Source organism: Erythrobacter sp. LQ02-29, assembly GCF_022576075.2.
Lineage (GTDB): Bacteria > Pseudomonadota > Alphaproteobacteria > Sphingomonadales > Sphingomonadaceae > Alteriqipengyuania.
In genome coordinates this window covers 2,386,302-2,400,441 of the sequence record NZ_JANCNT010000001.1, presented here as the reverse complement: position 1 = coordinate 2,400,441, position 14,140 = coordinate 2,386,302, and the positions used below count along the sequence as shown (strand labels likewise).

At 54.3% G+C, this 14,140-nt stretch carries 14 protein-coding genes; 12 read left to right on the top strand and 2 right to left on the bottom strand.

Annotated elements, in window-relative coordinates; genetic code table 11:
• Nucleotides 1-12: 12 nt before the first annotated feature.
• The gene (locus MKP08_RS11860) at nt 13-1,161 is read left to right on the top strand and encodes a glycosyltransferase family 4 protein (RefSeq protein WP_241554003.1); all 1,149 of its coding nucleotides are present in this window, start codon (nt 13-15) and stop codon (nt 1,159-1,161) included.
• Between the two features lie 36 nt (nt 1,162-1,197).
• Here the strand turns inward: MKP08_RS11860 and MKP08_RS11855 are convergent, their stop codons facing one another.
• Entirely contained in the window at nt 1,198-1,932 is a 735-nt protein-coding gene (locus tag MKP08_RS11855; RefSeq protein ID WP_215228002.1) for a DapH/DapD/GlmU-related protein, read from the bottom strand.
• A gap of 269 nt (nt 1,933-2,201) precedes the next feature.
• On the opposite strand from MKP08_RS11855, the gene MKP08_RS11850 reads away from it, so the two are divergent.
• The 11 genes from MKP08_RS11850 (at nt 2,202) to rfbA (ending at nt 13,571) form a co-directional block, all read left to right on the top strand.
• Entirely contained in the window at nt 2,202-2,621 is a 420-nt protein-coding gene (locus MKP08_RS11850) for an FdtA/QdtA family cupin domain-containing protein (protein WP_241554002.1), read from the top strand.
• Nucleotides 2,618-3,724: a DegT/DnrJ/EryC1/StrS aminotransferase family protein gene (locus MKP08_RS11845; RefSeq protein WP_241554001.1), complete on the top strand. Its 1,107-nt coding sequence runs from the start codon at nt 2,618-2,620 to the stop codon at nt 3,722-3,724. Before MKP08_RS11850 ends, MKP08_RS11845 begins: the two co-directional genes overlap by 4 nt.
• Nucleotides 3,725-3,750: 26 nt before the next feature.
• The gene (locus MKP08_RS11840) at nt 3,751-5,214 is read left to right on the top strand and encodes an O-antigen translocase (RefSeq protein WP_241554000.1); all 1,464 of its coding nucleotides are present in this window, start codon (nt 3,751-3,753) and stop codon (nt 5,212-5,214) included.
• Entirely contained in the window at nt 5,214-6,173 is a 960-nt protein-coding gene (locus MKP08_RS11835; RefSeq protein WP_241553999.1) for a glycosyltransferase, read from the top strand. Before MKP08_RS11840 ends, MKP08_RS11835 begins: the two co-directional genes overlap by 1 nt.
• On the top strand, nt 6,104-7,012 hold the full coding sequence (locus tag MKP08_RS11830; RefSeq protein ID WP_306300151.1) for a polysaccharide pyruvyl transferase family protein: 909 nt from the start codon (nt 6,104-6,106) through the stop codon (nt 7,010-7,012). Before MKP08_RS11835 ends, MKP08_RS11830 begins: the two co-directional genes overlap by 70 nt.
• A gap of 102 nt (nt 7,013-7,114) precedes the next feature.
• Nucleotides 7,115-8,176: a DUF563 domain-containing protein gene (locus tag MKP08_RS11825; RefSeq protein WP_241553997.1), complete on the top strand. Its 1,062-nt coding sequence runs from the start codon at nt 7,115-7,117 to the stop codon at nt 8,174-8,176.
• Between the two features lie 42 nt (nt 8,177-8,218).
• Complete coding sequence (locus MKP08_RS11820) at nt 8,219-9,073, top strand: ATP-grasp fold amidoligase family protein (protein ID WP_241553996.1); 855 nt, start codon at nt 8,219-8,221, stop codon at nt 9,071-9,073.
• A 161-nt stretch (nt 9,074-9,234) separates the two neighbouring features.
• The gene (locus MKP08_RS11815; protein WP_241553995.1) at nt 9,235-10,440 is read left to right on the top strand and encodes a glycosyltransferase family 4 protein; all 1,206 of its coding nucleotides are present in this window, start codon (nt 9,235-9,237) and stop codon (nt 10,438-10,440) included.
• 1 nt (nt 10,441) lies between these two features.
• Nucleotides 10,442-11,500 (top strand): glycosyltransferase family 4 protein, encoded by a 1,059-nt coding sequence (locus tag MKP08_RS11810; RefSeq protein ID WP_241553994.1) that lies wholly within the window; start codon nt 10,442-10,444, stop codon nt 11,498-11,500.
• 6 nt (nt 11,501-11,506) lie between these two features.
• Nucleotides 11,507-12,559 (top strand): EpsG family protein, encoded by a 1,053-nt coding sequence (locus MKP08_RS11805; protein ID WP_241553993.1) that lies wholly within the window; start codon nt 11,507-11,509, stop codon nt 12,557-12,559.
• A 103-nt stretch (nt 12,560-12,662) separates the two neighbouring features.
• Nucleotides 12,663-13,571, top strand: a complete 909-nt coding sequence (gene rfbA, locus MKP08_RS11800) for a glucose-1-phosphate thymidylyltransferase RfbA (protein ID WP_241553992.1) — start codon at nt 12,663-12,665, stop codon at nt 13,569-13,571.
• Nucleotides 13,572-13,608: 37 nt separating this feature from the next.
• On the opposite strand, the gene MKP08_RS11795 is transcribed toward rfbA, so the two are convergent.
• Entirely contained in the window at nt 13,609-14,109 is a 501-nt protein-coding gene (locus tag MKP08_RS11795) for a DUF2141 domain-containing protein (RefSeq protein WP_215228014.1), read from the bottom strand.
• Nucleotides 14,110-14,140: the final 31 nt, after the last annotated feature.

The following is a 14,140-nucleotide window of genomic DNA, read 5'->3' as shown; positions in this document are numbered from 1 at the left end:
AGCCCCTAGCCAATGAGTGCCACGCGAATCTGCCTGACAGTCAATACAACATGGAATATCTGGAATTTCCGGCGACCGCTCGTCGAGGCGCTTCTCTCCGATGGCCACGAAGTGCATATTCTCGCGCCCGAGGACGACTACGTCCCGGAAATTCAAGGACTAGGCTGCCAGTTCACTCCGCTGCGTATGGATCGCAAGGGGCTGAACCCCGTTGCAGAACTTGCCTTCCTCCGACGACTCCGAGCGCACTTGGATAAGATCCAGCCTGATGTGATCCTTGGATTCACAATAAAGAATAACGTTTTCGGAGCGATGGCGGCTTCCAAAGGAAACCTGCCCTTCATTCCGAACGTCACCGGTTTGGGTACCGCTTTTCAATCGAGCAGCTTTCTTAAGGCGGCATCGATAGGATTGTACCGCTCAGCCTTCCGGAAATGCCCGGTGGTTTTCTTTCAGAATGACCAGGATCGGGATCTCTTCCTAAAATATGACATGATCAGAGATGAGCAGGTGCGAATGTTGCCCGGCTCGGGGATCGATCTCGAACGCTTCTCTCCCTCCCCCGATGCTGCAGAACGCATTGTATCCGAGGGTCCCGTCTTCCTCATGGTAGCTCGGTTGTTACGGGAGAAGGGTGTCGCGGAATATGCTGAAGCGGCCCGCGTAATGCGCAAGGAGCTTCCTACCGCCCGTTTTCAAGTCCTTGGGGAGGCGGGTTCAGCGTACCGCTCGGCGATTTCGCGCGCTGAAATCCGGGGCTGGGAAGAGACGCACGGGATCGAATATCTCGGTACCAGTTCCGACGTACGTTCCGAGATGCATGAGGCCGATTGCATCGTCCTCCCGTCCTACTATCCGGAAGGTGCGCCGCGATCGCTCATAGAAGCTGCGGCAATGGGGAAACCGATTATCACCACCGACACTCCTGGATGCCGAAGCATCGTGGATGACGCCACCACCGGTTATCTCTGTGCACCGCGCGATGCTGGCGATCTCGCACGAGCGATGCGCTATTTCGCCGCTCTCCCGCCGCAAGCTCGCTACGCGATGGGCAGGGCGGGGCGCACCAAGATGGAGCGCGAGTTCGATGTGACGATCGTAGTCGACGCTTATCGCGAAGCGATCGCCCAATGTATGAGCGCGAAAAACAGACCGGCATGATTGGCTCGGGGCGAGCCGATGCGCTTATTGTGCAGCCTACTTGCTCTCATCCTTCGAACGCTGGCGCGCGCGTGCCGGAGTGCCAAAAACCGTGGTATCGGGATCGACATCTTTTGTGACCGTAGAGCCGGCAGCAACCAAAGCTCCAGTGCCGATCCGTACGCCGGGCAAAAGGATGCTACCTGCTCCCACGGTCGCGTTCGGTTCGATTTTTGGCCCTACGATGTGGTCCCCGTAACCAAGAGAGATGACGTTGTCGTTGGTGCTACCGACCAGTGTGCTTACAAATGCGCCAGAGCCTACCTCCATGTTTCCGGTCAGATGGGTCAGGTCCATAACCTTCGCGTCGTCTCCCACGGTAGTGTTATAGTTGATGGTGACGTACCGGCTGATGATACAGCGCGAGCCTACTGAACACTGTTCCCGGATAGAAGCACCATCACCGATGAGGGTGCTATCGCCTATTTTTACATCATAGTAGATAACGCTATGGGGGCCTATCGAACAGGAATCGCCGATTTCAATCTTGCGCTCGAAGCTCGGCTGACGGGCGGTGGCCCCTGCACCTTTCGGTTCACGGCCGATCAGCGCGCCCGGAAAAACTTCAACCTTCTGACCCAATGCGACGCCGTCGCCGATAACGCAATGCGAGTGGATAACGCAGCCGTCCCCAATCTCGGCATCTCCGATGATCACAAAGGGGCCGACGGAAACGTTGGCGCCTAGCTTGGCTGACGGAGAAATGATCGCGGTATCGTGAAGATCGGACATGATTTCCTCATTTTTAGCGGATCCCCGTCCTATCTATGAAGATGAGGGGGGGCTAGTGGATTGTATCGCTCGCCGCCAATTCGCGCGAACGCCGGTTAGGCCGGTGTGGTACGATCCGTGAGACGGATGTTGTGCGACCGACGAGTACGTTCTAGCTGCGCGGTAAGGATCGCGCATGGCGACGCGTTACCGGCGGAACTTGTCAGACTTTTCTGGAATGACATCTAGCTCCGAGAATTTTGAACGATGGTAGAGGCCAACATATCGCTATGAATTCCTTAAACAGTTCCGTTAGCGAGATCGAACTTCCGCAGATTCACGATCCTCGAGGCGATCTCACATTCGTAGAGGGAGGCAATCATGTGCCGTTCTCGATCGCGAGAGTTTACTATCTCTACAACGTGCCAGTAGATGCCGAGCGAGGCGGGCATGCACACCGAGAACTGGAACAGGTGGTATTCGCGTTGTCCGGCAGTTTTCGGATGAAGGTCGATGACGGTTTTTCCAAGACGGAATATTGGTTGAGAGATCCGCGAAGGGGTCTGCACATCAAGAATATGATCTGGCGCGAGATGGACTCGTTCAGCCAAGGCGCCGTGTGCATGGTGTTGGCTTCCCACCCCTATGATGAAGGCGACTACTATAGGGACTATGGCGAGTTTCAGCAGGCACTGAGGGCAGGGTCATGACCGTTCCGTTTTTAGATTTGCGCGCGGCCTATCGCGAGCTGCAAGTCGATATAGACTCTGCGGTCTCGCGCGTTCTTGCAAGTGGTTGGTATGTGCTCGGACCCGAAGTCGATGCGTTCGAAGCAGAATGGGCCGACTTCTGCGATGCCAAGCAAGCGGTCGGAGTAGGGAACGGACTTGAAGCCCTCATTCTTGCCCTACGCGCATTGGAAGTGGGACCCGGTGACGAGGTCCTCGTGCCCTCCAATACATATATCGCCACATGGCTAGCGATATCCGCGGTGGGTGCGTATCCCGTGCCGGTCGAGCCCAACTTAGAGACTTACAATATCGATCCCGGCCTTATTGAAGCCGCGATCACCCCTGCTACGAAAGCTATTTTGCCGGTCCACCTTTACGGACAACCCGTCGACCTCGATCCAATTCTGAACATTGCCAGGCATCATGGATTGGCGGTGGTGGAGGATGCGGCTCAAGCGCATGGTGCGCGATACAAAGGCCAGCGGATCGGTGCCCATGGCGACATCGTATGCTGGAGCTTCTATCCCGGAAAGAATCTCGGGGCCATGGGTGATGGCGGGGCGATCACCACCAACCGCAAGGATCTAGCTGACCGGGTTCGGCTGTTGCGCAATTACGGGAGCCGGGAAAAATATGTGAACGAGGTGCCTGGCGTCAACTCGCGGCTCGATCCCCTCCAGGCTGCCATCCTGCGTGCCAAGCTTCCATACCTCGATGAATGGACAGAGCGGCGGCGCGCGGTAGCGGCTAGGTACACCGAGGGCCTGTCGAATACCCACCTCATTGTTCCGTACGTTCCAGCTTGGGCGGAACCCGCGTGGCACCTTTATGTCGTTCGGAGCCAAGGTCGCGAAGCGTTCACTAAGTTCTTGGATGACAAGGGGGTCGGAACGTTGGTGCACTATCCTATTCCGCCTCATCTTCAGCAGGCGTACGCCACCTTGGGTATTGCTGCCGGAACGCTCCCTCATTGCGAGCTGCTCGCACGAGAGGTCTTGAGCCTCCCTATCGGTCCGCATCTGAGCGAAGAGGATATCACGAAGGTCGTCGAAGCCTCACGGTCCTTTCAGGGGAACGACTGATTTCCGCGAAAGGGATCTTACGTGCGATGACGGTTACCGGTGGCACACAAGCCATCGGAATCGTCCTGTCGATCATTCGCATGAAGGTGCTCGCCCTGTTGCTCGGCCCCCCCGGTGTGGGTGTCTTGAGCATCTATACGAACCTTCAAACCACGGGCGTGACGCTCGCGGGGTTGGGACTATCTAGTTCCGGGGTCCGACAGATTGCGAAGAGCAAAGGCACTGCGGAGGAGGTAGACCTCGTCAGGCGGGTGATCTTGTGGGCGAATGCGCTCCAAGGCGTTCTCGCGATGGCGCTCGTCTGGATATTCCGGGACGCTATCTCGAACTTTCTTTTCGACGGACCGGGCTATGGTACGGAAGTTGGTCTCGTCGGAATAGCGATCTTCCTTAGTCTTCTTTCCGCATCGCAGACCGCGTTACTACGAGGGCTGCGACGCATCGGCGATTTAGGTCGCGTCACCGTCTTGGGTGCTTTGGCTGGCACCCTCGTAGGGATTTGCGCGATTTGGATGTTCGGAATGGACGGCTTGGTAGCGCTGGTAATCGCGCAACCACTTACGGCCGTACTTGTGGCCTCCTACTTCACTCGTCGCCTTCCTCCGCCGACCACGCGGGTTGCAAGAAGGCCCGCGGATATCCTCACGGTGTGGAAGCCGATGGTCCAACTCGGGGCAGGCTTCATGATTGGAGGTTTGGCTTCTTCAGGAACATTGCTTCTCGTAAGGGGCAAGATAGCTAGCGACCTCGGGTTAGACGCTGCCGGACAATTCGCAGCTGCCTGGGGAATTACCGTCACCTATGTGGGCTTCATGCTCAATGCCATGAGCATGGATTATTACCCACGTCTGGCTGAAATCATAGAAGACAGGGATCAGGCGCGTAGCCTGATGAACGAACAACTTCAGATTGGGCTCCTGATAGGGACCCCTATCCTCATAGCACTTATCGGGCTCGCACCTCTGGCAATCCGCATCCTCTATTCTGATCAGTTCGATGATGCAGTCACTCTCCTCCAGTGGCAGACGTTAGGAAATATATTGAAGTTGTCGAGTTGGTCTTTGAGTATATCAGTGGTCGCAGCCGCGAGATCCCGTATGTACCTCTTGATGGAGGCTTCCTTTTTAATTCCATTTGTGTTCTTGTGTTACGTTTTCTTGCCTCGCTACGGGGTTGATTTTGCGGGTATTGCATTTTTGATTTGCTACGCAATCTATTTCCTTACGGCTCTTTCGATGGCACGACGGATTGCAGACTTTCATTTCGAGAGGCGATCGATGAAATTGCTCGCTATATCGATCGTCATTGGGAGCGGGGTGCTGGCTCTCTCGCTCACTTTCCCCCTTGCCGGCGGGATTTCCGCCATCGTCTCATCTCTCGTGACTGGCTTTGTTGGAGGGCATATACTGCTGGAGAAGGTAGGCTTGAGTCGCTACACGGCGCCGATGTTCCGCTTCTATTCCTTCGTTCGCTGGCCGGTATCTGATTGATGGATGACACCGCAAAGATGTCGGAAAAACCACTTGTCAGTTTCGCGCTATTCGCCTTCAATCAGCAGGAGTTCATTGGTGAGGCTATAACTGGGGCGCTGTCGCAGACATATCAGCCGCTCGAAATTATCCTTTCAGACGATTGCTCGAACGATAATACGTTCGCCATAATGAAGGATATGGCTGAAGCTTATGATGGGCCGCATCGGCTTGTCTTGCGCCAGAACAAGAAAAACCTCGGCGTCGCTGAACATGTCAACCAAGTCATCGACTTGGCTAGCGGAGAACTTTTAACTGTCGCCGCTGGGGATGACATCTCGCACGAGGATCGGGTATCGACCGCTGTTGAAGTGTTTGCGGATGATGATCGTGTTACCGTGTTGGAAACTGGTTATGCCGAAATAGATGATCTCGGTAACGCGACAGGGCGCATTCATTCTTATTCAGACGTGCAGTTCGATTTGGGCTCCTACCTAGTAAAGTCGGATCGGCGGCCAGTCGGTGCGTCGAGAACCTACCGAACCGAAACGCTGCGGCTGTTTCCCCATCTATCTCCAGATTGTCCGACTGAGGATACCACGCTGATGCTCCGATGCCTGTTTGCTGGAGAAGGCAGGGCGGTGTCCAAAGCGTCTATCCAGCGACGCATTCACGACAACAATCTTTCAGCCAGGAAACGGCTAGCTGTCATGCCGCTTGAGCCACTACGGGACCAGTACCTCGCGGACGCCAAATACGCGTTTCATGAAGGTATGATCGAAAGCAGAGCCCTTAAACTGACAACCGACTGGGCCCGCACCGAGTTCTGTTTGCGAAAGAGCTTTCAATGGCTGTGGCAAGGTGAGAATGCTTTCGCAATCGCCCGCAAAGTGACCTTTATGCAGGCTCCATGGCATGCGAAGGCTCGGGCATACTGGCGTTTGACCAGAGGTATGGCTCGGTCGGGAGCATCAGAATGATTGCGCGGTTCCGTCGGGTTGGGACTGATCTCCTTAACCGAGTCGTTCATTCTTCGGCGATCCCGGTAGTGTATTTCGCGCGCACGAGTAACGTAGGTGACCTTCTCAACCCCTACATGATCCCGAAGCTTGCGGGTCGGCCAATCTACCGGGCACGTTCTACGCTGTTTCCGCACGTACGAGCTATAGGGAGCGTGATTGGATCAGCTAATCGGCAGAGCTACGTTTGGGGCTCGGGGTCGATCGATGGCAAGGTTCCCGACCGAGCGCTGGACCCGTCCAAGGTCTTTGCATTGCGTGGGAAGTTGACACGAAGCATGCTGAGCGAAGCTTGTGGGGTCAGCCCCAGCGTGCCTTTGGGCGATCCAGCAATATTAATGCCGGACTTTTATAACCCTCCCGTCGAAGTCGAACATCAATGCGGAATTGTTCCTCATTTCGAAGACCTGGAACTTGTGCTGAATTTGTCGCGTAAGATTGCCGGCGTCAAGGTGATCGATGTGAGGCAGAAGCCCGAGGATTTCGTGACGGATCTCAAGGCTTGTCGTCGTGTTATCTCGTCCTCGCTTCACGGGTTAATCCTTTCGGATGCATACGGCATACCAAATGTGCGGGCTACGTTCTCGGACAAATTACTTGGCGGCGACTTTAAATTTTCAGATTATTATAGCACGACTGATTGTGAGGATGCGTTTTCCTGCCAAGTCATTGATGAAGATCAACTGCGCGAGCTCGTGGCTAAGATCGAGCGTTCTGCCACAGTCGCCCGATCTGTGGTAAGCACGACGGATTTGCTCGATGCGTTCTCTCAGATGCACGAGTCGATGCCTTCCGGTTGAAGTTGCGCGAACAGACTGCCGCGCTTGGTATGATACAGCGCGAACCACGATCCGCTTCTCGACGGCGAACGAGTGAGGCAGGATCATTGATAGAGGCGTTCGATGAGCATTAAATGGTCCAGCGTGCGTTTCCGGGGTGACCCGGATCCCCTAAGATTGTCGAGTGTTGCGCCGCGCGAGTTCAGCGAGGTGTTCGAGCCGCTTGACTACACGCCGTATTATCCGCGGGTCATTGAAACAAGCGGCCGCTTCACAATCACGCGATCAGCCGCCGTTTATCCCAGCCTTCGTCTCACGAAACACACTTTGTATAAGCGCCTTTATTCCTTCCTGCAGATCAATGCGATTTCAATCGCTTCGTTAGCTACGCGCGGTTCTGAATCGCCTGCTCGCGGGAACGGGCAGTACGGCATCATTCATTCAGCTTGGTCGACTGGTTATTATCATTGGCTTACAGAGGGACTTCCAAGAGCGCTGCTGTTGAAGCAAGCTTTTCCCGACGCGACTGCGCTGTTGCCGACACCGCGATATGCGCCCTTTCTGGAATCTCTCGCCGCAGTCGGGCAAAAAGATCCGGAGTTTTTCCCCGGGGGCAAAAACGTTAGGCTTATCGATCCAATTTTGACTACTTGCCCTGATTATATAGCGACAACGGCCCCCAGCGTGTTGCGGAACCTTCGGCAGCATATTCTCAAGAGTTTCGAGGTTCCGCAAAACACGCCATCCCGGAAGATATATGTATCAAGGGCCCGCTCTCGTTCGCGATACGTAATTAATGAAGAAGAAGTAACTTCGAGTTTAATAAAAAAGGGGTTTGAAGTTGTATATGCGGAAGAGTTGAGCTTTCGCGATCAGGTTATCCTGTTTAACCAGTCACGAGTTCTCGTCAGCATACACGGGGCCGGGTTATCAAATGCGCTCTTCATGCAGCCAGGTTCCAGTGTTATCGAGTTGCTGCCATACAGAAACGGGGTCTTAGATTATCATAGGGGCCGCAACTCGCTCAGACATGATGCGTGCTATGTTAGGCTTTCTGCCGCAATGAACCTGAATTACTCATTTATTCAATGCAGCCAAAGCACACCTAGATATAAAAGAACTTTAAATTCTGATATTCATGTTAATGTCAACGATTTGGATAGGGCTCTCGAAGCCGTATACTGAGTCTCCAAGCATAATTTGTGTATTTGAAGAGAATAAAAATATATGAAAAATATTCTAAGGCGCTTTTTGAGCAATTTTCCTACTGGAAAATACGGGGATTATGTTTATTCCATGATAAAGTTTTATGTTGCTCATTCTCGCTTGCCTTCGAAGCCGAATGTTCTTTTTAATGACTATTTATTCAAACTCAAGGTGTCCGATGAGATTGAAGACGTCATGCGTCAGGTATCTTCTGACAAAGGCATGGTTAAGAGCTTTGCACAGACCATAATTGCTGATGCTCGTTTCCCCAAAACCTTGGGTTTTCTCGAAAGTCGTGACCAGATCGCTTCTTTCACGGCTGGCCAGCCATGCGTGATAAAGCCAGCCCACAGCAATGGCGATGTTATTTACCTCGACACAGGCGATAAGATAGTTGGAGAAAATCTCGCCAAGGCCTCCCGGGCTCTTACCCGTGATATATATAGGGAAACCCGCCAGCGTAATTATAAGAATTTGCGGCGTAGACTTATATGTGAAGAAATGCTTCCCGATGGTCCGGATATTATCGATTATAAGGTGTTTTGCTTCGAGGGCTTAGCGAAATTAATACAAGTAGATTTGAGCAGGCACTCTGCCCATAGGCGTAATATCTATAGTCCAACATGGGAATTGCTCGACATCACTTACAACTTTCCTCGAGGCAATCCGGTGCCGCGGCCGAGTTGCCTTCCAGAGATGCTCAGTTGGGCCGAAAAGATATCGCAGCTTTTCGAGTTCGTAAGGGTCGATTTCTTTGTCAGCGAAGGTCAGCTCTATCTTGGGGAAGTTACTCATTGTCCCGAGGCTGCTCATGGGAGGTTCGGCTCGTTAGAAGAGGAGCGCCATTTTTCCCGGATACTCTTTGGCAAAGCTTAAAGGTTATTCGGTCGCCTCATAGCTTTTGACCCAGTTGATTGTGCCCCGTAGGTCGCTTGGACGCACCGATTTTTTGAGCGAATGCCAGGAATGATCGGGAGCGATCGGCTGGCGACGGGGGGATGGTTGACTCGGTTCCGTCCTCTCTCCAAGAGCCGCCGATGTCGAAGATACTGTATCTGAGCCGGACTGGGATGCTGGAACCGCTCGGTCTCACGCAGGTGCTCTCCTATTTGCGCGGTCTCTCGCGAGACCACACTATCACCTTGATTTCCTTCGAACGTGGCGGAGACGAGGAGGGCGAAGCACGAAGCGTTGGGGTACGGCAATTCTGCCGGGACCATGGCATACGCTGGGTAAGGTTGCAGTATCGAAATCGTCCGCGCTGGTTAGCAGGAGCGCTCAATCTCGCAACTCTGTGCGCTGCGGTCTTTCGAGAGATATTGCGCGACGGGCCGGACTTGATTCACGCGCGATCATACATTCCCGCAACGGCGGCTTGGGCAGTTAATCGCTTGATGGGCCTTCCGTACGTATTCGATATGCGATCCCTCTGGCCCGAGGAACTTATAACCTCGGGTCGCGCCAAGCGAGACACGTGGGCGTATCGTCAGATTGTGCGAATGGAAGGACGGTTGCTACGCGACGCCGCAGCTGTCGTTTCGGTAACCCATGCGGCAATTGACTGGCTCGATGAAGAGCATCCTGGGATGCTTGAGGAGCGACGCGTTCACGTCATTCCGGGAAGTGCAGACCTTCAGCGCTTCCAGCCCGCCGTACGGACGTCGGAAAGGCCGCTTTTGTTTGGGTGTCATGGATCGATAACCACGGGGTGGTTTCGGCTGGACTTGCTCGCTCGTACATTCGCGAATTTAGCCAAGCGATACCCAGACGCGAAATTCGAAATCGTGACTACGTCGCCACCTGAGGAGGTTATGAGCGCATTCGATGGCGCGCGAACGTTCTCCGATCGTTTGAGAATATTTGCAGTGACGGCGGGCGACATGCACGAGGTATTAAGGTGCCACGATCTGTCTATTTTCTTCTATTCATCGGGTGCCGCTTCAGAGATCGGTCGATCTCCTGTGAGAATGGGCGAGGCTCTCGCTTGCGGTTTGCCAGTCCTTACCAATGGACAGATCGGCGATGTCGCGGAAATCGTCAGGAAATACAATGTCGGCGTATTGCTCGAGGATGAAAGCGAAGCTGGTATAGATGACGCGGTCAGCCAGGTTTTGCGCATGGTTCGCGATCCTGCGGTTTCGGATCGCTGCCGCCGAGCGGCTGAAGAGATTTACTCGCTAGATGTCGGAACCGCTGCGTACCTGCAAGTGTACCAACAGGCTCTCAAAAGCGAGAATTCGTGATATGATGGTCAAAATGCTGGCCCGGTACAGCAGAAATGGAGCGTCAAGCCGTCTGCGCTTCCTCCAGTATCGGGAGGAGCTCCAGACGGCCGGCATAGAAAGCGAGTTCTCTCCTTTATTTTCTGAGAACTACCTCGATAAGCTCTACAGCGGTCGTGATACGTTTGTTTCGGCGTTCCGATCTTACGTCGGTCGTGGTTCCGAGTTGTTATCTCGTTCGGCTAATGATCTTCTATGGATCCAATCTGAATCACTCCCCTGGTTGCCGTGGGCGATCGAGGCCGGTCTCCTTCCTCGGCAGGTGCCGCGAGTTGTCGATTGCGACGACGCGATATTCCACCGGTATGATCTGCATCGAAAGGCTGCGGTTCGTTCGCTCCTGGGATCTAAGGTGGACCGCTTGATGGAAAGTTCGTCCCTGGTCACGGCAGGCAACGAGTATCTCGCGGAACGGGCCCATGCTGCGGGTGCTCAACGGGTGGAGATCGTTCCAACTGTTGTCGATATGAAGAGATATGCTTGCAAGTCCGCGAGCGACTATAAATCCGATCCCGTGATAGGGTGGATCGGTTCTCCTAGCACTTGGCGTGAGTATATGGTCCCCTTGATCCCCACCTTGGCTGAGATCGCCAAGCTGGAGAACGCGCGCATTCATGCGGTCGGAGGTGAAGCGTCAGGCGACGCGCTGGTTGATACCATTCCCTGGGTGGAAAGCGAAGAGGCAACGCGTTTGCGCTCGATGGACATCGGCATCATGCCGCTCACTGATACCCCGTGGTCCCGAGGAAAGTGTGGGTATAAACTCATCCAGTACATGGCAAGCGGATTGCCAGTCGTTGCTTCGCCTGTGGGAGTTAACGCGGAAATTGTAGAAGATGGAGTAAATGGTTTCCTGGCTTCGTCACCGGCAGAGTGGCGAGAGGCACTTACAGTACTTTTACGTGACCCCGACTTGCGACATAAGATGGGAGTGGAAGGGCGGAAGAAGGTAGAGAAACAATATAGTCTTTCGGTATGGGGGCCGAAAGTTGCGTGTCTTCTGAAGCAGGTTATGGGTTGATTTAGGGTGGTTTACTTACTTACCTATATCGCCCTCATTATATTAAGTGTGACGCGCTTCAAGCGGGCATATTGGTTCGCGATCTTTGGCTTGTTCGTCTTTGTCGCATTTAGGTTTGAGGTAGGTTGTGACTGGTCGGGATACTATAACCAATACCGTGTCTTCGGCAGTTATCCGTTCGAAAGATTAATTTCCGACAGCGAGCCTGTTTGGGTAAACATCCTAGCGTTCCAGTATTCACTCGGAATACCCTATCCTTGGATCAATGTGCTTTGCAGCATCGTTTTCTTTGTTGGCGTGCACATGGTGGCCAGACGTCAGAGAAATCCGTTAGCATACCTAACTCTTCTTTTCCCTGTCTTAATTATGAATATGCCCATAACGGCAATTCGCCAGGGGCTTGCGATCGGGCTGATTTGCGGAGCTTTCTTAGCATTCGTCGATCGCCGGTTAATTCGGTATGTTTTTCTGGTCCTACTCGCTGCCGGATTTCATTCCAGCGCTCTTATATTTTTGCTGCTTGCTCCCCTTATTTACGGCGACGTGACGAAAGCGCGGCTGGCAATCGCCGGTATCTTGGCGGTTCCGGGAGTAATTGTTCTCTTGTCGACACAAGCCGCAGAGACCGCGACGGTCAGATATGTCGTAGGAGATTCGGAGGCCGCGGGCGCGATCTTCCGGATTCTGCTTCTCGTTCTAACCGGAGGGGGATTTCTCTTGTTTCTAAGGAAGCAATGGAAACTAATGGATCCCGACCTTTATAGGTTGGTCCTGATAGGATCGCTGATGATGGTCGCGCTACCAGTTACTTTGCTAGCCTCTTCCGTTATCGGCGATCGGCTCGGTTATTACCTCGTACCAATTCAAGCGATTATTTTCGCTCGGCTACCCTATCTGCATATTCCGCATCTCCGTCGCGCGGTAATAGTGGCCCCATATATCGCCCTACTCTTAATGCTAGGCGTATGGACTACCTTTTCCTCTCATTTTCGAGATTGCTATCTTCCTTATCAAACTTGGATCGGCGGTTTTCCACCGGCGACCCAGTTCGCTTATTAATACCTAGCAGCGGTATAATCGAGATTAGGCTCCTCTCTAGACATGATGACTTTCAACCTATCCCCTTGCTCCTGTATGTTTGAACCGGCTAGGCGGGCAAGCCATGACCGATGAATTATCCTGGAAGGCGGTTCCGGCCAGATCGAACCGCAAGGGCATCATCCTTGCAGGTGGCAGCGGCACGCGGCTGTGGCCACTCACGCGCGGTGTCTCAAAGCAACTGATGCCGGTATATGACAAGCCGATGATCTACTATCCGCTCAGCGTGCTGATGCTGGCGGGAATCCGCGAGGTGCTGATCATCACCACGCCGGGTGATGCTGCCGCGTTCGAAGCGCTTTTGGGCGATGGTTCGGAATGGGGCATGGAACTGCGCTACGCCGTACAACCCAATCCCGATGGCTTGGCGCAGGCATTCCATATCGGGGCGGATTTCGTTCGCGGGGGACCCAGCGCCCTCGTCCTCGGCGACAACATCTTCTACGGCCACGGACTGGCGGAACTGCTGAATAGCGCCGATCGCCGTGATGCAGGAGCGAGCGTATTCGGCTACTATGTCAGTAACCCGGAAGCATACGGGGTGGCTGAATTCGATAGCGACGGGCAGGTCGTTTCGCTTGAAGAGAAGCCAAGCGATCCAAAATCGAACTACGCCGTAACGGGCCTCTATTTTTACGACGAGACGGTGGTGGATCGAGCCCGCGATCTCGAGCCGTCGGCACGTGGCGAGTTGGAAATCACCGACCTTAATCGCCTGTATCTGGACGATTCAGCACTGTCGGTCGAAATCATGGGGCGGGGCTTTGCGTGGCTCGACACGGGAACGCACGCGTCTCTCCTCGATGCCGGAACCTATGTCCGGATCACCGAGGAGCGTCAGGGGCTCAAGATTTGTTGTCCCGAAGAGATAGCATGGCGCAACGGGTTTATCGATTCGGAGCAGTTGGCCCGGATCGCCGAGCCCCTGCGCAAATCCGGATACGGAGATTATCTCCTGAACCTCATGCGTTGAGGCGCGTGGTCCAGCGGGTTGGCGCTGGTTTTGCCAATCAAATCGGCTTGATCGAGAGCCCCTGACGGTACTGCATGACGATATTCGCGCGTACCGGCGAGCTCCCGACAGTGACCGCCGCCTCCGAAAACTTGGGCTTTAGATCTAGCAGGGAGAGTTTGGGATTGCCGGTAAAGCCGCCGCCGTCGTTCCAGTCCGATTTGCCGTTATTGTTGGCATCGTGGCGGACGGCCACGGCATAGCGACCTGGCTTGTCGATGGGGAAGCAGAAGCGCATGGTTCCGGGGCTGGAGCGTCGCTCCTCGATCCGCATTGCCCATTCGCCCTTGTCGAGGAAGTCATTCGCATCCGGGCCGTAAAGCTGGGCCCGCACGGTCCCTGTATTGTTCTTGAAACCGCTCACCGTCACGGTGATGGAGGGCGCTCCCGCCGTGCACTGGCGGTTGGGAGTGCGTGTTTCCGACAGCGCCGGACTGGCCGTGGTGAGAAGGGCGGCAACCGCTGCGAGCGCGCCGGCTCCGTAAAACTTGTAACGCATGGTCGTAGATCACCTGTTGCTTCAGAAGGTT